This is a genomic window from Saprospira grandis DSM 2844 (genome assembly GCF_000275825.1).
Classification (GTDB): Bacteria; Bacteroidota; Bacteroidia; order Chitinophagales; family Saprospiraceae; genus Saprospira; species Saprospira grandis_A.
Genome location: NZ_JH719942.1, coordinates 1237078 through 1258000 on the forward strand (window position 1 = coordinate 1237078; position 20923 = coordinate 1258000).

The 20923-nt window shown below is 47.6% G+C and carries 13 protein-coding genes; 7 read left to right on the forward strand and 6 right to left on the reverse strand.

Features of this window, described 5'->3' with window-relative positions:
• Window positions 1–44: 44 nt before the first annotated feature.
• The 3 genes from accC to efp form a co-directional block, all read right to left on the reverse strand.
• Entirely contained in the window at window positions 45–1415 is a 1371-nt protein-coding gene (accC, locus tag SAPGRDRAFT_RS05675; RefSeq protein ID WP_002657896.1) for an acetyl-CoA carboxylase biotin carboxylase subunit, read from the reverse strand.
• Between the two features lie 45 nt (window positions 1416–1460).
• Window positions 1461–1976 carry an acetyl-CoA carboxylase biotin carboxyl carrier protein gene (accB, locus tag SAPGRDRAFT_RS05680; RefSeq protein ID WP_002657898.1) on the reverse strand — a complete coding sequence of 172 codons (516 nt, stop codon included), beginning with the start codon at window positions 1974–1976 and terminating at the stop codon, window positions 1461–1463.
• A 128-nt stretch (window positions 1977–2104) separates the two neighbouring features.
• Window positions 2105–2671 carry an elongation factor P gene (efp, locus tag SAPGRDRAFT_RS05685; protein WP_002657900.1) on the reverse strand — a complete coding sequence of 189 codons (567 nt, stop codon included), beginning with the start codon at window positions 2669–2671 and terminating at the stop codon, window positions 2105–2107.
• A 429-nt stretch (window positions 2672–3100) separates the two neighbouring features.
• On the opposite strand from efp, the gene SAPGRDRAFT_RS05695 reads away from it, so the two are divergent.
• From SAPGRDRAFT_RS05695 to SAPGRDRAFT_RS05720, 6 genes are all read left to right on the forward strand, one after another.
• Window positions 3101–4516 (forward strand): aldehyde dehydrogenase, encoded by a 1416-nt coding sequence (locus SAPGRDRAFT_RS05695; protein ID WP_002657901.1) that lies wholly within the window; start codon window positions 3101–3103, stop codon window positions 4514–4516.
• A 380-nt stretch (window positions 4517–4896) separates the two neighbouring features.
• A complete protein-coding gene (gene metH / locus SAPGRDRAFT_RS05700; RefSeq protein WP_002657903.1) occupies window positions 4897–8571 on the forward strand; it encodes a methionine synthase in 3675 nt (1224 codons plus the stop codon).
• A 1221-nt stretch (window positions 8572–9792) separates the two neighbouring features.
• Window positions 9793–11280, forward strand: a complete 1488-nt coding sequence (locus tag SAPGRDRAFT_RS05705; RefSeq protein ID WP_002657905.1) for a hypothetical protein — start codon at window positions 9793–9795, stop codon at window positions 11278–11280.
• Between the two features lie 7 nt (window positions 11281–11287).
• On the forward strand, window positions 11288–11746 hold the full coding sequence (locus SAPGRDRAFT_RS05710; RefSeq protein WP_156001852.1) for a hypothetical protein: 459 nt from the start codon (window positions 11288–11290) through the stop codon (window positions 11744–11746).
• Between the two features lie 247 nt (window positions 11747–11993).
• Complete coding sequence (locus SAPGRDRAFT_RS05715; RefSeq protein ID WP_002657908.1) at window positions 11994–12350, forward strand: hypothetical protein; 357 nt, start codon at window positions 11994–11996, stop codon at window positions 12348–12350.
• Window positions 12340–12753 carry a hypothetical protein gene (locus SAPGRDRAFT_RS05720; RefSeq protein ID WP_002657910.1) on the forward strand — a complete coding sequence of 138 codons (414 nt, stop codon included), beginning with the start codon at window positions 12340–12342 and terminating at the stop codon, window positions 12751–12753. Before SAPGRDRAFT_RS05715 ends, SAPGRDRAFT_RS05720 begins: the two co-directional genes overlap by 11 nt.
• A gap of 944 nt (window positions 12754–13697) precedes the next feature.
• On the opposite strand, the gene SAPGRDRAFT_RS05730 is transcribed toward SAPGRDRAFT_RS05720, so the two are convergent.
• From SAPGRDRAFT_RS05730 to SAPGRDRAFT_RS05740, 3 genes are read right to left on the reverse strand one after another with little or no spacing between them, the layout of a single operon-like run.
• Window positions 13698–14357 carry a deoxynucleoside kinase gene (locus SAPGRDRAFT_RS05730; protein ID WP_002657912.1) on the reverse strand — a complete coding sequence of 220 codons (660 nt, stop codon included), beginning with the start codon at window positions 14355–14357 and terminating at the stop codon, window positions 13698–13700.
• Window positions 14358–14361: 4 nt separating this feature from the next.
• Window positions 14362–14850, reverse strand: a complete 489-nt coding sequence (gene folK, locus SAPGRDRAFT_RS05735; RefSeq protein ID WP_002657914.1) for a 2-amino-4-hydroxy-6-hydroxymethyldihydropteridine diphosphokinase — start codon at window positions 14848–14850, stop codon at window positions 14362–14364.
• Window positions 14851–15420, reverse strand: a complete 570-nt coding sequence (locus SAPGRDRAFT_RS05740) for an NUDIX hydrolase (RefSeq protein WP_002657915.1) — start codon at window positions 15418–15420, stop codon at window positions 14851–14853.
• 405 nt (window positions 15421–15825) lie between these two features.
• Here SAPGRDRAFT_RS05740 and SAPGRDRAFT_RS05745 point away from each other — a divergent pair, with 405 nt between their 5' ends.
• Entirely contained in the window at window positions 15826–20799 is a 4974-nt protein-coding gene (locus SAPGRDRAFT_RS05745) for a gliding motility-associated C-terminal domain-containing protein (protein WP_002657917.1), read from the forward strand.
• Window positions 20800–20923 lie beyond the last annotated feature (124 nt).

Genomic DNA, 20923 nt, shown 5'->3' on the forward strand with positions numbered 1-20923 from the left:
CCCTCCCTAAAACGGAAGCGGCTATTTATAGTCAAAAGAGCAACCTAATGTCCTCTTTTCTTCTTTTTGGGCTTAGCGGGCTTTAAATCAAAAGTTTCTAGAAACTTGGTGGTAAAATCACCTTTGATAAAGTCTTCATTATCCATCAATTGGCGATGGAAAGGCACCGTAGTATGTACGCCTTCTACCACAAACTCATCTAGGGCGCGGCGCATCTTAGAAATGCACTCTTCTCGTGTTCGAGCGCGGCAAATCAGCTTAGCGATCATGGAGTCATAGTAGGGCGGAATATTATAGCCAGAATACACATGCGTATCAACGCGGACGCCATGGCCTTTAGGGCTATGGAAGGACTTAATTTTGCCTGCAGAAGGGCGGAAATCATGATAGACATCCTCTGCATTGATTCGGCATTCGATAGCGTGCATTTGGGGGTAGTAATTCTCTCCAGAGAGGCGTTCGCCCATAGCAATCTTAATCTGTTCGGCGATGAGGTCATAATCAATGACTTCTTCGGTGACCGTATGTTCTACTTGGATGCGGGTATTCATCTCCATAAAGTAGAAATTGCGGTGTTTATCGACTAAAAACTCTACAGTTCCGACTCCTTCATAGTTAATGGCTTCGCCGGCTTTGATAGCGGCTTGGCCCATCGCTTCACGGAGCTCATTGGTAAGGAAAGGAGAAGGCGACTCCTCTACTAGCTTTTGGTGGCGGCGTTGGATCGAGCATTCTCGTTCAGAGAGGTGGCAAACGGTGCCGTATTGGTCGCCAGCAATTTGGATTTCGACATGTCGGGGTTCTTCCACAAACTTCTCGATATACATCCCATCATTGCCAAAGGCGGCTTTAGCCTCCTTTTGGGCAGCTTCTAGGGCGGCTTGCAAATCGGCCTCTTTCCAGACCAGGCGCATACCTTTTCCACCACCACCGGCTGTAGCTTTAAGCATAACGGGATAGCCTACTTCTTCACAGGTTTTTTGGGCTGTTTTAAAGTCTTTGACCAAGCCATCGGAGCCGGGCACCACAGGGACGCCCGCTTTAATCATGGTATCTTTAGCCGTAATTTTATCTCCCATCTTGTTAATCTGTTCGGGAGTTGGGCCAATAAACTTGACATTATACTCCGTACAGATTTCGGCAAAGTGGGCATTTTCGGCTAAGAAGCCATAACCGGGGTGAATCGCATCGGCATTGGTAATTTCTACCGCAGCCATAATATTGGCAATATTGAGATAAGAATCGCTACTTGCAGCAGGCCCTACACAGACGGCCTCATCGGCAAAGCGCACATGCAGGCTATCGCGATCGGCTGTAGAGTAAATAGCGACCGTTTTGATCCCCATCTCCTTACAGGTTCGGATAACACGCAAGGCGATTTCGCCACGGTTAGCAATAAGTATTTTCTTAAACATACAATTGGTTTTGGATGAATAGCAAAGATGTTCTAGCGGCTAGACTTAGACGAGGGGCTCTACAAGGAAAAGCACCTGCTCGTATTCTACGGGGCTAGCATCTTCGGCCAAAACCTTCACTACGCGGCCAGTTACCTCAGATTTCACTTCATTAAAGAGTTTCATGGCTTCAATGAGGCAAACCGTATCATCTGGTCCAATTACGTCTCCGACCTTAACAAAAGGTGGTTTTTCTGGAGAAGAAGAGCGGTAGAACGTCCCCACCATAGGCGATTTGATTTCGAGATAATTGACATTATCTTTTAGTTCGCCAGCATCTTGGCTTTTCTCTTGAGCTGGGGCTCCTTCTTGCTGAGGGGCCACAGTGGGAGCTGCAGGAGCGGCCATAGGCATAGCGCCCATAGTAGGCATCATGGGCGCGGGAGAAATCACTTCGGTGCGTACCTTTTGGTAGTCCTTGGTCCGAATCGACAGGCTCATTTCTGTCGTTTCATATTTAAATTCCCCCACAGTAGTGCCTTGTAGCAACTTAATCAGCTCTTTAATCTGGTCAAACTCCATAACTATAAGTTTTTAGCAGAATCCTCCCTAGTAGGCGAGGTTTCTTAGGCTAGATAAAAGGTGTTTTATAAACAAAAAAGCGCAATGCTAAACTAATCGGCATTGCGCTTTGGGCCGGAGCCAGCGCCTTAATTTTTGACACGCTCCATATATTCACCTGTTTCGGTGTTAATCTTAATGAGGTCTCCATTCTTGATGAATAGAGGTACACGTACTTCTGCCCCTGTTTCTACTTCGGCAGGAGTAAGGGTGTTGGTAGCCGTATCGCCTTTTACGCCAGGCTCTACATAAGTAATTTTTAAAAACACGTATTGAGGCATCATGACCGCCAAAGGAATCTCTTTTTCGGCATGAAAGAGTACTTCACAAACCTCTCCTTCCTTAAGGAACTGTACGCCATCTAGCATCTCGCGCTCAATGTCGATTTGCTCATAGGTCTCTTGGTTCATAAAGTTGAGGCGCTTATCGGCCTCATAGAGAAATTGGTACTGACGACGCTCTACGCGTACATCCTGTACTTTGTGGCCCGCGGGGAAGGTGTGATCAAGCACTTTACCCGTAGTCAAACTCTTAATTTTGGTCCGAACAAAGGCGTTTCCTTTTCCGGGCTTTACATGCTGAAATTCAACAATGATATAGGTATCATGGTTGTGCTCTAGGCACATCCCTTTACGAATGTCTGAAGTCGTTGCCATTTTAGGAATAATTTACAATTACAGTGAAGTTGTTCTACTTCTTTGGGTAGCTTTAGGGGGTCAAAGAAAAATCTTTTTGCCCCAATGGCCAAAGAATATAGCTAAATTTTATCTTCTGGGGTGGAATTTCAACCGCTAAGATAGGAAGAAATAAGTATTCAAGCGCCCTAGATGTTGGCTGGAGCCAAAATTTATTGCGTTCTACAGGGCCGAAGGCCCGCAGGCTGAGGGATGGTAGGGGGTGGCCGAAGGCCAGACCGAGCTTTTTGAGCAAAGCGAAAAAAGCGATGGGCCGAGCAGAGCTGCGAGCCCCCGCACAGCCCGACCTGGCCAAAGGCCAGGGCAGCCCCAAATCCTCCTTAATATGAATCTATAAGCCCTACTTTTTATTTTTTTGCTTATCTTTTGTCATCACCAAAATCAATCTATATGATCTCTTCTAGCCATTTATTAGAAGACCCTAATCTGGACCAAATCCCCGAATTACTGGCCCAACAACGCAGCTTTTTTGCTAGCCAACAAACCAAATCCCTACAGTTTAGAAAGGCCCAGCTCGAACGCCTGCACCAAAAGATTGTAGAACGAGAACAGGAGATTTTAGCCGCCTTGCATAGCGACCTGCGCAAGCATGAGTTTGAAGCCTACTCAACCGAACTGGGCTTTGTTTTGGTCGAGCTTAAAAAGGCCATCCAACAACTGCCCAAATGGATGAAGGCCCAAAAGGTGGGCACCCCCCTTTTCCTCTTTAATGCAGGCAGCGAGATCCGCTCCGAGCCCTATGGCCTGAGCCTGATTATTGGCCCATGGAACTACCCTTTCCAACTGCTTTTTGCCCCCCTTATTGGCGCCCTGGCCGCCGGAAACACCGCTATTATCAAGCCCTCAGAGCTGGCCCCAGCAACTTCGGCCATCTCCGCAGAGATTATCCGAGAAGCTTTTCCCCCACATTATGTGGCCTGCCTAGAAGGAGGCGTGCCAGTGGCCCAAGCCCTACTCAAAGAACGTTTCGACTATATTTTCTTTACGGGCGGAACCAAGGTGGGCAAAATCGTTTATCAAGCAGCTGCCCAACACCTTACCCCCGTTACCCTGGAGCTAGGCGGCAAAAGTCCCTGTTTAGTAGACCGCGATACAGACCTCAAAGCTACCGCCAAACGCATCGTTTGGGGCAAGTTTACTAATGCTGGACAAACTTGTATCGCTCCCGATTATGTGCTGGTGGATAAGGCCGTAAAGGAGCCCCTAATTGCCGAAATGAAACGCCAAATCAAAAAGGCATATGGCAATACCCCCCAACAATCCGATAGCCTGGCCCGAATTATCAATGCCGCCCATTTTAACCGCCTGATTGCCTACCTCAAAGATGGCCAAATTGCCGCCGGCGGCGATTATGAGGAAAATGAAGGCTACCTCTCCCCTACCCTGATGACGGAGGTCGATCTGGACAGCCCCCTCATGCAGGAGGAAATTTTTGGCCCCATTCTCCCCATCATTAGCTACGATAGCCTGCCCGCCGCTATCGAGTTTATTAACCAACGCCCCAAACCCCTGGCCCTCTATATCTTTAGCAAAAATGATAAGCATGTAGAACGCGTTTTGGCCGAAACCTCTGCCGGCGGCGCCTGCGTAAACGATACCTTACTGCATATTGTCAACCCCAACCTCCCCTTTGGCGGAGTAGGCGATAGCGGCATCGGCGCCTATCATGGCCAAAGCTCTTTCCAACTCTTTTCTCACCAGAAATCAGTGCTCAAACGTAGCTTCCTCATCGATGACCCCGTCCGATATGCCCCCTATAAACTGGGCATCAAATGGCTCAAAAAACTCATGGACTGGACCCTATAAACCAGAAGCTTCCTCTTCTCGAGGGAGCTTTTTTTTATGCTATTTTGGGGCCCGCGGCCAGCTAGGCAAAGCCTAGCTGGCCGCCGCTATGCTCTGCGGCTCGCAGGTCTGCTCGGCCCTGCGCGGGCTTCGCCCGCTGGGTCTGGCCTGCGGCCACCGCTGCGCAGCGCTGGGCCTTTTGCGCAGCCAAGCCCCTAGCCTCAGTTTTTTTTTAAAAAAAACTACTTAAAATAAGAACAAAGTCGATTCGCCTTTTTTTAAACTCGGGCCACTATATTTGTAGCCAATCCAAGCCTCCTGATGAGCAGGAGGCCTTTATTTCACAAGATTAACGTACGCACATGAGTCTAACACTTCGTCCTACGCATCAACAAATGGCAATGCAACGCCTGCACGAACGGATCGAACAGCAGATTTTGGTCATTGATGGAGCTATGGGGACCATGTTACAACAGTACAAATTGCAAGAAGCCGACTACCGCGGAGAACGCTTTGCCGACTTCCATCGCGATTTGAAGGGCAACAATGATTTGCTCTCTATTACTCAACCCCATCTGGTCACGGAGGTCCATAAGGCCTACCTAGAAGCCGGAGCCGATATTATCGAGACCAATACCTTTAACGCTACCGCTATCTCTCAGGAAGATTACGATATGCAGGAACTGGTCTATGAACTCAATTATGCCTCGGCCCAATGCGCCCGCGCCGCCGTAGATGCCTTTAATGCCGAAAACCCAGAGAAGTTTTGCTTTGTGGCCGGCGCTATGGGCCCCACCAACCGCACGGCTTCGCTCTCCCCAGATGTAAATAACCCCGGCTATCGAGCCATTAACTTCGAACAACTACGGGCCGCCTATTATGAACAGGCCAAAGCCCTAGCCGAAGGTGGCGCCGACCTCTTCTTAGTCGAAACTGTTTTTGATACCCTCAACTGTAAAGCAGCCCTCTTTGCTATCGATCAGTATTGTGAGGAGGTAGGCATTGCCTATCCCGTTATGGTATCCGGAACCATTACCGATGCTTCTGGCCGTACCCTTTCGGGCCAAACAGTAGAAGCCTTCTGGCTGTCGGTTAGCCATGCCAACTTGTTTTCTGTTGGCCTCAACTGCGCCCTGGGCGCAGCCGAAATGCGCCCGCATATCGAAGCACTTTCTAATATTGCTCATTGCTATATTAGTGCCTACCCCAATGCAGGACTGCCCAACGAAATGGGAGAATATGACCAAACCGCCCAAGAAATGGGCCTACTCATTGAAGATTTTGCCCAAAGTGGCTTTATCAATATCGTAGGAGGCTGCTGCGGTACTTCGCCAGCGCATATCCGCCGAATGGTAGAGGTGGTGGCCAAGTTGCCCATACGCAAAAAGCCCGCTCCTATGCAACTCTCGGCCTATTCTGGCCTAGAACCCCTGATTGTCCGCCCCGGCTTCAACTTTATCAATGTTGGAGAACGGACCAATGTGACGGGCTCCCGCAAGTTTGCCCGCCTAATCAAAAATGGCAACTATGAAGAGGCCCTCTCTGTAGCCCAACAACAGGTAGAAGGCGGCGCCCAAATTATTGATGTGAATATGGATGAAGGAATGCTCGACTCGGTAGAGGCCATGAGCTATTTCCTCAACCTTATCGCCTCCGAACCCGATATCGCCCGCCTGCCCATTATGATCGACTCTTCTAAATGGGAAGTGATTGAGGCCGGTCTCCGCTGCGTGCAAGGCAAGGCTATTGTCAATTCTATCTCGCTAAAAGAAGGCAAAGCGGCTTTTCTCCAACAAGCTAAATTGGTCCGCAGATATGGCGCCGCCGCCGTAGTCATGGCCTTTGATGAAGTAGGCCAAGCCGATACTATGGAACGCAAAGTGGAGATTTGTAGCCGCGCCTACAAAATCTTGACAGAAGAGGTCGGCTTCCCCCCCCAAGATATCATCTTCGACCCCAATATTTTCGCCATCGGAACCGGTATCGAAGAACATAATAATTATGGGGTAGACTTTATTGAAGCCACTAAGGAAATTAAACGCCGCATGCCTTTGGTCAAAATTAGTGGTGGGGTGAGTAATCTCTCTTTCTCTTTCCGTGGAAATAATATCGTTCGAGAAGCTATCCACTCGGCCTTTTTGTACTATGCGGTCCAAGCAGGTATGGATATGGGCATTGTCAATGCCGGTATGATTGAGGTCTATGAAGATATTCCCAAAGAACTATTAACTCTTGTGGAGGACCTCATCTTCAACCGCCGCCCCGATGCTACAGAACGCCTAACCGATTATGCCGAACAGCTCAAGGGCCAAGGCGGCAAGAAGCGCCAAGAGGACCTCAGCTGGCGAGAAGTGCCCGTTGAAGATCGCCTTTCCCATGCTCTAGTTAAGGGAATTACCAAGTTTGTGGTAGAAGATACCGAAGAAGCCCGACAACAATATAGTAGCCCCCTAGATGTCATTGAAGGACCACTGATGTCGGGGATGAATATTGTAGGCGACCTCTTTGGCGCAGGAAAGATGTTCCTCCCTCAGGTGGTGAAATCCGCCCGAGTGATGAAACAGGCCGTTGCTCATCTTACCCCCTTTATTGAGGCCGAGAAATCTGCTGGCCAATCAACTAGAGGCAAAATCCTTCTGGCTACAGTCAAAGGGGATGTGCACGATATTGGGAAAAATATTGTAGGGGTGGTCTTGGCCTGCAATAACTTTGAGATCATTGATATGGGCGTTATGGTTCCCGCCAATGAAATTCTCAAAAAGGCCCAAGAAGAACAAGTAGATATTGTTGGCCTTAGCGGTTTGATTACTCCTTCTTTAGATGAAATGGTCCATATGGCCAAAGAAATGGAGCGTTTGGGCATGAAAATGCCACTATTGATTGGTGGCGCAACCACCTCTAAAACTCATACCGCCGTAAAAATTGCACCAAAATATAGTGGCCCTTCTGTACATGTTTTAGATGCCTCTAGAGCAGTTACCGTAGCCGCTTCGCTCTTGGCTAAAGAGGAAAATAAATCCGCATATATGGAGAAGGTTTTGGCCGAACAGGAACGAATCCGTCTGCAGCGTGCCAAACGGACCTCCGCCAAACGCTACCTGAGCCTAAAGAAGGCCAGAGAGAATAAACTCGCTTTAGATTGGTCCAAAATAGAGCCGGTGGTCCCCAACAAAATGGGCATTACGGTCCTTGACCAACTAGATTTGGCCACCCTTCGAGACTATATCGACTGGACGCCCTTCTTTAGCAGTTGGCAACTGGCCGGTAAGTTTCCCGCTATTTTAGAGGATGAGGTGGTGGGCCAAGAGGCTAAATCTCTCTATGCGGATGCCCAGAAGATGCTAGACCAAATCATTGCCGAAAACTGGTTGCAGGCCAAGGCCGTTTGTGGTCTTTTTGCCGCCAATTCCATAGATGATGATGACATTTTAGTCTATCCCAATGGGCCAGAAGCGGAGCCGATGCGCTTGCACCATCTGCGCCAACAACGCCAAAAGGCAGCTGGAAAACCCAACTATTGTCTCAGCGATTTCTTAGCCCCTAAAGCTAGCGGAAAGACTGACTATATCGGGGCTTTTGCCGTTACTGCAGGCATTGGCATAGAACAGCATGTGGCCCGATTTGAGGCTGCTCATGATGACTACAACGCCATTTTGCTCAAGGCTTTGGCCGATCGCTTGGCCGAGGCTGCTGCTGAATATCTTCATGCTGAGGTCCGCCGAAACTATTGGGGCTATGCAGCAGATGAGACTTTAGATAATAAAGCCTTAATTGCCGAAAACTACCAGGGAATCCGTCCCGCACCAGGCTATCCCGCCTGCCCAGAACATACCGAAAAACAAAGCTTGTTCGCCCTGCTAGAGGTGGAGGAGCGCATTGGCATTCGCCTGACGGAGAGCTATGCCATGTATCCCGCCGCTGCCGTGAGTGGTTGGTATTTTGGCCAAGAAGAGGCCCGCTATTTTGGCTTGGGCAATATCGAAAAGGATCAGACAGAAAGCTATGCGGCCCGCAAGGGCATGACGGTTGAAGAGGCCGAACGCTGGTTGATGCCGGTCTTGAATTATGATATTTAGGGGCCTGCCGCCTTTGGCGGCCGGGCTGTGCACTGGCTCGCAAGTCTGCTCGGCCCTGCGGGGCTTCCGCTTCGCTTCAGCCCCTGGGTCTGCGGCTACGCCGCCCCAGTTACCATCCCTAGGCCTGCGGCCCCTTCGGGGCCTGTAGGACCCAATAAGGAAAGGCCCAAAACTTAGGTTTTGGGCCTTTTTCTGTTGTGGAGAGCTACTTTTAGCCATCAAGAGGGGTTCCCATACCCATCAGGAGGGGTTCCTATACCCATCAAGAGGGGTTCCCATACCCATCAAGAGGGGTTCCCATACCTATCAAGAGGGGTTCCCATACCCATCGAGAGGGGTTCCCATACCCATCGAGAGGGGTTCCCATACCCATTCGCAGGGGGTTGGCTAGCCCTCTAGGGGGCTAGCCTTAGTCCTCCCAAGGGCTATTCCTAATCATTAGGACTATTCTTCTACCTCCAAGCGAGGGCTTGTCTTAGTCCTCCCAAGGACCTAATCAAATCCTCTTGAGGGGCAGCTCTAATCCTCTAGAGCTGGCCTCCTAGTCCTCAGGACCATTCTTCTACCTAAAGAGGAGGACTTAGGCTAGTCATCGGCAGGACTTGAACTGCTCCAAAGGAGGACCTATAGAGGTCCTCTAGAGCAACTAGACCTATAGTATAGAGGACTTGAATAGGCCCAAAAGAGGAGCTACAGAAGCCCTCTAAAGGACCTCCCCTGCCCCAAGCGAGGACTTGGACAAGTACTATTGAGGAGCTATACAAATACAAGCGAGGAGCTCACTAAGTCCTGCTGAGGGGGTTCAGTACTCCTCGCCCTTATTTCAGTCCTTTTTGGGAAGATTTGGCACAAAAAAGGAACCAAGGCCAGAAGGTCTTGGCTCCTTTTGAGGAAAGAACTGAACTAAAGTTTTAACAAAAAAAGTCAATTCTGCGATTTTAATCTATGGTTTTAAATTATCTATTTTTATATTTGACTATTATTTAAGCGATAACTAAATGTCCATGCAAGACCACAGACAGACAGACAGACAGACAGACAGACTATGATGGTCAGTTAACTGCTGTACAACAACTTCATGTTTTAGGCCGTAAAATTAGCCGAGAAGAACTTCCATTAGAGGAGGGCGAAGAGCGGCAATTTTGGCTTACAGAGCCCTATTATTTTTCGCCCAATATTGCAGAAGAAGGATTTGGCGAGGCCTACATCAATCGTTTGGAAATGGGCCCCACTGGAGTAGAAGAAATGAACCTTCTGCTTTCTGGCTTTTTTCAGCGCTATGTCTCTTTTGAGCCTATTGATCAGATAGAACTTAGCGGGCAACTAGACGGAAGCTGGGAGGTCCATATTCCTCAGTTTTCGGATCTATCTCGGGGCTTAGATCAGGTTTCCCTTGCATTTAGTTGGCAGGAAGAGCATGAGTTTACTGCCGCATTAGAGCAGCAATTAGCCGCAGGAGGACAGCCCGCTAAGAATATTGAGGAGGAAATCCAAAACTGCAAACATTGTCCAGAAGAAGCCATAGAAGGCCAGCAATATGAAGATGCAGACGGAAAGCGCTACCAATATGAGAATGGGCAATGGCTCGAGCATATCTGGACCGCCCCGATGGTAGAACCCATCCCTGTTAAGGCAGATAGAATAACTGCTGAAGGCAGTTCCTTCTGGGATTGGGCCAAAATTGGGGCAGAAATAGCTATTGGCTTCACTCCTTTTGGGGTTGTTTTAGATGTTATTGATTTAGGGAAAGCAATTGCGGGGGGACATCCAACGGATATTGCTATTGCTATGATTGGCTTTTTGCCTGCTGGGGATTTACTAAAGGCAGGGAAAAAAATTGGTGGAGGCTTAGAAGATATACTTAAGCATACCGATGAACTTGCTCCCTTTGGCGTTCAGCCGCCCAAACTGCAAGCACCTCCTAAAGAACTTGAAAAGCTAAAAGAACTACAAAAGCAAGTTCCAGAAGGCCCCAAAGCAGCTAAAGAAAGTCCGCCAATTCAAAATAATGAAGCCCCAAAAGTAGAAACACCAAAAGCAGAGCCCCCAAAACTAGAGGAACCTCAGCTAAAAGAGCCCGAACTCAAAGAGGAAATTCCCTTAGAAAAGGAGCTGGGCAAACAAGAGGCGCCAGAACTACAGGCCCCAAAAACAGAGGAAGGAAAGACTCCCCCTAAAGTTTATATTCCAGATGATGAAGACTTTGTCCGTTTACAGAAAGGAAAACTAGGGAAATACGACGAGGGGGATAAAATTCCTAAAGCGGAATATGAAAAGCTGATTAGGGAGTATAAACGAGAGCAGTTAGCGGCTAAAAAGATAGCCAGGAAAGGAGGTTTAAACAATGGCCCTAAAGAGCTAGAGAATCATGCTAAAAAAGGTGACCATATTAAGAATATAATACCTAAAATAAATCATCAAAAACAAGCGGGCCATGTAAAAGGCACTCCTCAATTTAACAATAGATTAAAAGGCAATAAAGCTACATCGTATTTTGAAGACATGGAAAGTGCTAAAAAATTAACTCTGGAGGCTTGGGAAAAAGGGACCGTTGTTAAAAAACAAAAAAATAGTGGTGCAATTGTTAAAGATTATGAATTTGGAAAAAATATAGGTGTCGGCCCAAAAGGAGGAGTACAAACAAAAGTTCGAGTACATCAAAATTCTAAAGGTGAAATCCATGGGCATCCTGCTGGCCCAGAAAAATAATACAACTATGAGTAAGCTAAAAAAAACAATATCAGACATACGTTCAAAGTATGGCAATCTAGATGATCCAGATTATTTATTCATCATTAAAACTTATGACCAAAATCCATATCGAAACCTAATAGCCAAAATGTCAAGCTACCTAAGTCTGCTTGACATTACAGATATCAACTATGACGCAAGCTTTGCTTTTAGTATAAAAACAAAGACCTCAAATCATCTTTTAATGATGTCTATGGTGGGAAAGTATGCAGTTTTGATTCGACAGCCTGATGTTGAATTTGAGTTTGTCAGTGAAAACAGCACAACAGACATTACAGAAGAAGAGAAGTTAATACTGCACTTACTTTTGGATGAGGGCTTTGAGCTGGTTGATGAATCTTTACTGTATAAAGTGGTATCAAATTCAGAAAATGAAGATGGAGAAAAGCTGAATGTATACCATTTGCTATTTTCAAGGGTGTAAATGAGGTAACTACCTGCCATTTAACCCTAGCGCCCGAAGCGCAGAACTTCCATTCGGCCTAGGGGCCTGCAAGGGGGCCGCGTAGCGGCAGACCCAGCCAGCTTGCTGGCGCAGGGCCGAGCAGACCTGCGAGCCCTGAAAGGGCCCGGCCGCCGAAGGCGGCAGGCCCCAAAAAAAATGTAGCTTTAAGATACTGAGATGAATCGGAGACCTTGGGTAAAGGATTCCGCACTAAAATAAATAGATAATGAAAGAGGAAAAATTTGTAGAATGTGTATTCTTTGCAGAATATGAGAATGCAATGGTTGTAGCCAAAGATTGGAGCTTAGAGAAAATGACGTCTATCATCATTGCACAGCTTAGAGAAGAAGGTCCCGCAATAAGTTGTTATGGTTTTTTTGTTTATTTATTATCCTGTTGGCCAATAGAGAAGCATTTGGCTATACATGAAACCTTAGGCCACATACTTTCTGCAGAAATGAATGACATCATGGGAGGAGGCAAAATGACGGCCATTTATCACTTAAGAGAGGCTTTGGCTCTTGCGCCTGATAAAGAAGAAAATAAATTACAGTTAGAAAAACTCTTAGACAATGTTACTTGAAATTCTAGAAGAGATTCGCTTTAAAAAAATGATTAAACTTATTCAGGAAGGCAGATTTGGAGAGGTTTGGGCAGAGTTAGATCGGACTAAAACGCCCGAAAGTGAGAAAAAAGAAGAGCAAGCAGCCTTTTGGAGAAAGGTTGCAATTACTATATGGAGTTATAGTGATTATCAGATGGTTTACTATGCATTTTATGCTTACCCTTTATGGCATTCAAAAAGCAGTGAAAAAAAATATCAAGCACATTTTGACTGTTGTATTTTACTGAGAAATTGTCTTCTGTACATGCCCTATGCTTTGTATTTAGCTGAATATCATTTGCTAGAGGCCTTAAAGCTTAATCCTGGAGATGACTTTTTAGAAAAAAAGTTGGTAAATCTAAGATATGAACAAAACTATTAGAAGAATAGTTGGCAGATCTAAGATATGAAAGCTGATAGCTGTTTTGTATAGGCCTCCCGCCTTTGGCGGGCGGTTACTCCCGTTGGTCGTCGAACTGCGGCCTAAAGTCCTTGTTGTCGTTTACTTCGTCGAACTGGCGCCTCTTCGAGGCTGGTTGTCGGGGCTCGCTGTTACTTGCTTCGCTGCGTCGGCTCCCGTTGGTCGGGTCGCTCGGCCCTGCGGCGGCTTTGCCGCCTTGGTCTGGCCTTCGGCCACCCCTGCACATCGGTTACTCCCTTTGGTCGTCGAACTGCGCCCTAAAGGGCTTGTTGTGGCCTGCGGCCCTAGGGGCCTGCTATATGGGCCTGTAGGTTGAAACCTACAGCCAATTAACGAATGCATTTTTGTGTTCAATGGAGGGTTGAAACCCTCCATAAATAAACATTTTAGCCCTTCTTTGCTGATGGAGCCTAGTGGAACAGCAAATCCCCTCGAATGAGGGGATGGCGATTTTTTCGATAGCCTAGGGCCTTGGCCCTAGGGTTCCTATGAAATTTATGGGGGAGAAATAATAGCAATTGTTTTTTAGTGTAGAATTGTTTTGGGCCCATGGGCTGAAGCCCATGGTTGTAGACTGAGCAAAGAGCGGGCTAAAGCCCTTGTTTGCTGGAAAATGAAAAAGGTTCGCTCCAAGAAAAAAACAATCCTTGTTCAAAGCGGTAGAGGATTTTAATCCTCTCCGCACTATAGATGTAGAATGGGGGTGTTGTATGGCTGCTGGTTTCAACCTGCAGCCACAGCTAGCAGGCGGCGAAGCCGCCGCAAAGGAGCGAAGCGACTTGGCCTAGGGGCCTGCAAGGGGGCCGCGCAGCGGCAGACCCAGCCAGCTTGCTGGCGCAGGGCCGAGCAGACCTGCGAGCCCTGCAAGGGCCCGGCCGCCGCAGGCGGCAGGCCCCAAAAAAGGATTAGAATCCTTCTGCTCTACCTTTCCAGAAATGCAGGCCTTTTTCGTAGGGTTGGGCGATGAGGTCGAGTAAGAGTTGGTAATCCTCGGGATTGTGGACAAAATCCATCCCTTCTACATCGAGGACCAGGATGGGAATTTGGTCTTTTTGGAGGCGGAAGAAATTGAAATAGGCCTGTTGGATTTTCTTGAGGTAATCGGGGGCGATATCTTGTTCGTAGCTGCGGTTGCGCTTCTTAATTTGTCGGATTAGTTCGGGGACCGATCGGTGGAGGTAGACCAGTAGGTCGGGTTGGGGGAAGATAGAATTGAGGGTAGTAAACAGGCGTTGGAAGAGGCGGAGTTCTTCTCCGCGGAGGTTTTGGCCGGCGAAGAGCAGGGTTTTGGAGAAAACATAATCGGCTATGGTGTATTGTTGGAAGAGGTCGGGATTCATCAGGACCTCTTGGAGTTGTTTGTGTCTTTCGGTCATGAAGAAGAGTTCTACGGGGAAGGCGTAGCGTTCGGGATTTTTGTAGAAGAGGGGGAGGAAGGGATTATCGGAAAACTCTTCGAGGATCAGGCGGGCATTAAGGTCTTTGGCCAGCAGCTCGGAGAAAGAGGTTTTGCCGGTACCGATATTTCCTTCAATAACAATATAATTACCGTTAGCGATTTGCATGATGTTAGTTTTGGGAGGCTATTTTTTGAACGGGAAGAGGGTCTTGACAGAGCGTTAATAAATCTTGAACAGAGAGTTGGAGTTTGGGGTGAATAAATTGGGGGGCGATTTGGGCCAGAGGGGCAAGAACAAATCGGCGTTTATGGAGTTGGGGGTGTGGAATTTGGAGTTGAGGTAAATCAATTTGTTCTTGATTGTAGAAAATAATATCGATATCTAGGCAGCGGGGCCCCCATTTTTGTTTGCGGATACGGCCAGCCTTGGCTTCTATAGTCAAACAAGCCTTGAGGAGTTCTTCTGGGGCGAGTTTGCAATGCAGGGCCAGGGCCATATTTTCGAAATCGGCTTGATCTTCTAGGCCCCAGGCGGCGGTGAGGTAGACATCGGATTGGGCGGTAATTTGGCCCAATTGGGCTAGTTCATTTAGGGCAAACTGCAGAAAATCTCTGGGGTGGCCCATATTGGAGCCCAGAGCGAGTAGAGCGAGCGCCATTTAGCAAGATTTAAGCAGTTGGGCGATACTAGCGTAAGTATTCGCTTCGGTTTTCAGGGCTTGGAGGGGTCGCCAGGCTAAGTCTTCGATACCTTCTTCGGTTTGGGGGATGAGGGGGCCGTTGGTTAGGGCCTTCATTTGGAACCAATGCGTTTTTTTGAGCGACCAGAGCGACTTGTGGGGGTTCCAGTAAATATGATAAGTAGAAGGTAATTTGGGGCCGAGTTTGAGAGCGGCCAGGCCAGTTTCCTCCTCTACCTCTCGGAGAGCGGCTTGTTCGGGAGATTCTCCTTTTTCGATTTTACCTTTGGGGAGGTCCCAGCGGTTGAAGCGGTAGATAGCGAGGATATCGTCTTGGTAATGGACCAGCCCTCCTGCGGCTTCTAGGTAATGGAATTGGGCCAATAGCGTTTTCCAGAGGTCCTCTAGTCCTTTGGCGGGAATAATTCGTTTTTGAGGAGGACTGTCCGCTTCAAAGCTAAGGAGGAGAGCTTTAATTTGCTCGGCCTTCCAGATTTGGGGGCCTTCAAGGAGTTGGATGTGGTGGGGTCCGTGGAAGATCGTGTACATAATCAAGATTCGGCTTAGAGAAATGCTGCGAAGATAACTTTTTGTTTTGACTTTTGGGATGGCCAAAGAGGCTCGATCCTTAAAGACTTAACTTTTGGGAAGCATTTTCGAAATAGGCTTTGGGGCTTGTCTTTTTGGGAAGAGCGGGCGGCAACAAATGTTTTACAGTAAGCAGCGTAAAGGCAAAAATAATAGTTTTAATAGCTGGGCCTTTATTTTTTTATTGGGTAAGGGCCTGCTGTAGATATGATTAAAATTTGCAGAATTGGTCGTTGATTTTAAATTTTTATTATTAAAATGCTAACTTTGTTAATAACTTTTAAAGGGCCTATGCGACTGCATTTTAGCACTTTATTAGTGGATTTGAAACCATTTTTTATTTAACCCTTCAAATGTAATATAGCCTTGGAATACAAAAGTTTACATTGGAGTATTACGTCTCTGAGTAGGTGGGCCTTAGGTCTATTTCTACCCTTGTTTTTCTTGCTATTTTCGGCAGGAGAAGCACAAGCCAGCCACATTGTTGGTGGAGATGTCTACTATACCTGTCTGGGGAACAACCAGTATCAGGTAACATTTCAACTATACCGAGATTGCGATGGTATTTCTATGCCTACCAGTTTATCGGTAAGTTTAACGGCGCCAAACTGTGGTTTGGCGCAGCCTAATATCACCTTTAATGCGGGAAGTCGTTTTGGTGATGAGATTACCCCTGTTTGTCCAGATGAGTTGCCTAACACCACTTGTGGTGGTGCGGGGACGATTCAGGGTACTCAGGTTTATGAATACACGGCTACGGTCAGCTTGCCTTCAGAATGTGATTCTTGGGTAGTGTCTTGGAATACCTGTTGTCGAAACAGTAACATTACGAATGGAGACAATGCCGGTAGCCAATCGATGGCGATTGAGACGACGATTAACAATGTTGGGGGCTTGTGTAACAATTCGCCTCGATTTACCTCTTTGCCTACGCCTTATATCTGTGCAGGCCAGCCCTTTACCTTTAATCATGGGGCCATTGATGTAGATGGAGACTCTTTAATTTATGAGATGATCACGCCTTTCCAGACTGGTCCTGCTGATCCTTATATTTTTCAGGGGGGAGCTACTGCGGCTCAGCCTTTCTTTACTACACCGGCCAACGGTATGGTATTTAATACCAACACAGGGCAGATGACCTTTACGCCTAGCATTGCCCAGACCTCTGTCGCTGGGGTAAGAGTTTATGAGGTGCGCAATGGCGATACGATTAGTACGATCATGCGTGATATGCAAGTGGTAGTATTAAACAACTGTACGAATACAGGGGTAACTAATACGGAGCCTATTGTATCGGGTGGAGGAACCTATGATACCACTAACCGCTCTTTTGTTACTTGTCAGTGTGATACCCTACAGTTTCAGATTACTGCGGTAGACCCTGATGGCGATACCCTTTCTTTGGATCCGAACAACTCCAATATTGGGACTGTATTTGGACCTGCTAACTTTAGCATTTTCCAGTTTAATCCTGACCCTACTCGCCCTGACTCTTTAGAGCTATACGTACAGATTCGTACTTGTAATGCTCAAATTGGGGTAAATAACTTTACCATTGCGGTAACGGATAATGCTTGCCCCATTCCGCTTCCGGCTTACCTTGGCTTTAGCCTAGTAATTCCTGGGGTAAATGTTACGGCTAGTGATACTTCTATTTGTGCCGGTGTGGCTCAAGATATTCAGTTAGGTGCACAGACCTTCTCTTTGGGCCCAGGTGGCTCTGTAGCAGGTAGCTTTAACTGGGTACAGATTGGAGGACCTACGGCTCCACTTAGCGATGATACTATTCGTAACCCTATTGCCAGTGTTCCTGCTTCTACAGTAGCTGGTGATGTCGTTACTTATGAGGTACAGTTTATTACTACTCCTGACCCCGTTACTGGAGCAAGTTGTATAACTACGGATACGGTAAGTATTGCCTTGGTTGACTTGCCACTAGATGTGACGAGCTTGGCCTCTGACACTTCACTTTGTCAGAATGGTCAGCCCAATGCTTTGAACTTTACCACCAATGCAACTGGACCTGGTATTGACTTAGTCAATGGTAACTGGACATGGACCTCTTCTCCAGCTACTCGAGTGAATGACCTTAGCGCAACGAATGTCGCTAGTCCTACAGGCTCACTTGTGGGTACCCCTGGCGACTCGGTTTCTTATTATGTAGAATATGCTTATGGAGCTTGTGTGGGTAGTGATACTATTGGCTTGAAGTTCCGCACGGGAGTTCCCGATATTACTCCTGCTGCCGATACTATTTGTCCTGGCGATACAATCGTATTGGCCATGAACTATGGTACTGGTTCTGGCGGAATGAGCTCTGGTGCTTGTGGACCGAACCCTGGTCCTTGCGGTGGCCCTCAACAACAGGTGACTGTTGGTACGGCTACAACTACCTCTGACCAGCCTTTCCGTGGCTTTTTTGAGGATAGTCGTTTTCAGATGATTATTCCCGCTAGCGAATTGTTGGCCGCTGGAGTACAACCTGGCCTGCTTAACGACATGACACTAAACGTAGTGGCTAAGGGAAGCTCACTACCTTTTAGTAACTTTACTGTTTCTTTGGCCTGTACTACCCTAACGTCTATTTCTTCGGGGAGAACAACTTTCCTAACCCCCCCTAGTTCCACTGTTGTTTACAGCGGTACTTATACCACTGTTGCAGGAGCTAACCTAATTCCCTTTAGCAGCCCTTACGAATGGGATGGTACTTCTAGCCTATTGGTGGAGTTCTGCTTTGATAATGGTAACTGGACTTCTGATGATGATGTGGCCGCAGAAACGACTCCATATGTCTCTGGAATCGGTGATTTTGCCGATGGAGTGAGTGGCTGTCTTCCTGGTTCTTTGGGTACACCCACAACAACTTCTATTCGTCCAGTAATTACCTTTAGCAACTGTATCCTTCAGCCGCTATTGGTCTATGACTGGTCGCCTAATGTAGCAATCATCAATGATTCTACAGATTCTCCTTCGGTCTTCCCTGCTGGTACGACCACCTACTACGGTACGGTAATCGAAGCGGGTTGTCCTATGGTAGACTCTACAGAGATTGTTATCAATACGACTATTCCTGCTCCTGTGGTAAGCTGTGGTAACCCCACAAATTACACCAGTGAAATTCTCTTTGAATGGAGCGGTTCTACTGGCGCTACTGGCTGGGAATATAGCCTAGATTCTGGCGCTACTTGGGTAGCTGTTCCTTTGGCTCAAGACAGTGTATTGGTCACTGGCTTCCGCGATGGAGAATGCTTCCAAATTCAAGTTCGTGCCCTAGGTGGTGCTGGACTTTGCCCCGATAATGCCGCTACCCTATTTACTTGCTGTACGACTCCTTGTGTCAATCCCACCCAAGTATCGACAGTGGGCAGTATGGATATTAGCTGCTACCAAGCCAATGATGGTATGATCCAACTATTGGGTACGCAAGGTGACTTGGGCCCCAATTATGACTTTACCCTCTATAATGCTGCCGATAGCCAAATTGCTTTCGTCAATACGCCCGATACCGCTAGCTTCTCTAGCCTTATGCCCGATACTTACTATGCAGTGGCTTACGACTCTTTCGGTTGTGTAGCTTACTCGGATACAATTACTATTGCCGAGCCTGCCGAGTTTGTAGCTAGCCTTGATACACTTATTGGTACTTCTTGCTGGAACACCCTAGACGGTGCCGCTCAAGTAAGTGCTGTTGGCGGTACTGCTCCTTATGGCTTCCAATGGGATGCTAACGCAGCTAGCCAAACTACAGCAATTGCGATTAACTTGCCTTTGGGCAGTTATACAGTTACCGCTACTGATGCCAATGGCTGTCAGTCTGTAGTCAATAACATCAATGTATTTGGTCCTTTTGCTCAAGCCCCCACCGTTACTGTAAATATTACAGACGCTACAGGCTGCCCCGCCGATGGATCTATCGAAATTACCGCAGTTCAGTCTATGGCTGGTGACCCCGTTCCCGCTAACCCCAACTCTTTGGATTACCAATGGAGCAATGGCGCAACTGCTGTTAATACAATCTCTAACTTGACGCCCGGTACCTATAGCCTAACGATTACAGATCAAAATGGCTGTACCTTTACCGATAGCTATACCGTTGGAGGCTCTACCGTAAATATTGATAATGCCGATCTGAATAGCCCCATTTGTGGTCTAGATAATGGTAATATCGACTTGACGGTCTCTGGCGATAATAGCTATACTTTCGTTTGGTCTAATGGCGCTAGCACTGAAGACCTATCTGACCTATCTATCGGTACTTACTCTGTTACTGTTACTGGTGCAGGTGGATGCCAAGATAGCGCTACCTTCAACCTTGTTGGTGGAACCATCGAAGCCCGCGTAGTCACTCGTGAAGAGCAAATCTGTGTCGGCGCTAGCAACGGTTTCTACGATATCGAAGTGAATTCTGCTAGCTCTGGATCTAACCAAATCACTTACCTCTGGTCTAATGGAGAAACTACCCAAGATGTAAGCAACCTCTCTGCAGGTACTTACTCGGTAACTGTTACTCTAGATGGTGGCGTTTGCGAAACTAGCCTCGATGGCCTAGTGGTCCTAGAAGATGACCCCGAAGTAGCTATCGATGTGACTAACTGTGAAGACCTTGCCGCTAATGTTCAAGGTGGATGGCCCGATAGCTCTGGCGTATTTACTTACAGCTACCTATGGAGCACTGGCGATACAGTGACTAACCTCAATGGGGTTACTGAAGGTACTTATACCCTCAGCGCTACAGATGTTAACGGTTGCTCTGCTACCGCTACTGCCGAGGTTCGCTACCCTGTTATCGCTCCTTATATTGTAAGTCCTAGCGTTCAGGATACAAGCATGCCTATCGGTAGCACAATCGATATCGCCGCGGGTACCGCAGGCGCAGAAACTGGCGTAAGCTATGTTTGGTCTCCCGCCGCTGATGTGGCCGATGCCAACGCTTACCAAACTACCGTAACGACTCTAGATACTACGCAAAATCCTTTGGCTTTCGTTATCGTTGCCGACAATGGATCTTGCCAATCTACAGATACCCTTTACCTCAACCTTCTACCTGTCCAATTCTCTGGATTTGCCAACGCTTTCACGCCTAACAATGATGGAGAAAACGATAGCTTCCGCCCATTGCCTTACCGCTTGAGCGATAATGTAGAGGTTGTCGAGTTTAAGATCTACAACCGCTGGGGACAAGTTGTTTTTGATGGCGACAATAACGATCCTCGCGAGGGTTGGGATGGTACCCTCAATGGCGAATTGCAAGCCCGCGATGTTTATATCTACGTATTCTCTTACCAGTATCCTGGTGGAGAAGTACAAACTGTTCGTGGCCAAGTGACGCTTCTCCGTTAAGCCGAGCTTTTGCCGCATGCCGAAGAGCCAATCTGCCGAAAGGTGGGTTGGCTCTTCTTTTTTTGGGGCCCGCGGCCGGCTAGCCGGCCGCCGCTATGCTGCGGGGCTCACAGGGCTGTTCGGC

Bases quoted from the DNA above. Each gene is read 5' to 3' on its own strand.
- accC (WP_002657896.1), bottom strand. From the start codon at position 1,415: ATGTTTAAGAAAATACTTATTGCTAACCGTGGCGAAATCGCCTTGCGT.
- accB (WP_002657898.1), bottom strand. From the start codon at position 1,976: ATGGAGTTTGACCAGATTAAAGAGCTGATTAAGTTGCTACAAGGCACT.
- efp (WP_002657900.1), bottom strand. From the start codon at position 2,671: ATGGCAACGACTTCAGACATTCGTAAAGGGATGTGCCTAGAGCACAAC.
- SAPGRDRAFT_RS05695 (WP_002657901.1), top strand. From the start codon at position 3,101: ATGATCTCTTCTAGCCATTTATTAGAAGACCCTAATCTGGACCAAATC.
- metH (WP_002657903.1), top strand. From the start codon at position 4,897: ATGCAACGCCTGCACGAACGGATCGAACAGCAGATTTTGGTCATTGAT.
- SAPGRDRAFT_RS05705 (WP_002657905.1), top strand. From the start codon at position 9,793: ATGGGCCCCACTGGAGTAGAAGAAATGAACCTTCTGCTTTCTGGCTTT.
- SAPGRDRAFT_RS05710 (WP_156001852.1), top strand. From the start codon at position 11,288: ATGAGTAAGCTAAAAAAAACAATATCAGACATACGTTCAAAGTATGGC.
- SAPGRDRAFT_RS05715 (WP_002657908.1), top strand. From the start codon at position 11,994: ATGAAAGAGGAAAAATTTGTAGAATGTGTATTCTTTGCAGAATATGAG.
- SAPGRDRAFT_RS05720 (WP_002657910.1), top strand. From the start codon at position 12,340: ATGTTACTTGAAATTCTAGAAGAGATTCGCTTTAAAAAAATGATTAAA.
- SAPGRDRAFT_RS05730 (WP_002657912.1), bottom strand. From the start codon at position 14,357: ATGCAAATCGCTAACGGTAATTATATTGTTATTGAAGGAAATATCGGT.
- folK (WP_002657914.1), bottom strand. From the start codon at position 14,850: ATGGCGCTCGCTCTACTCGCTCTGGGCTCCAATATGGGCCACCCCAGA.
- SAPGRDRAFT_RS05740 (WP_002657915.1), bottom strand. From the start codon at position 15,420: ATGTACACGATCTTCCACGGACCCCACCACATCCAACTCCTTGAAGGC.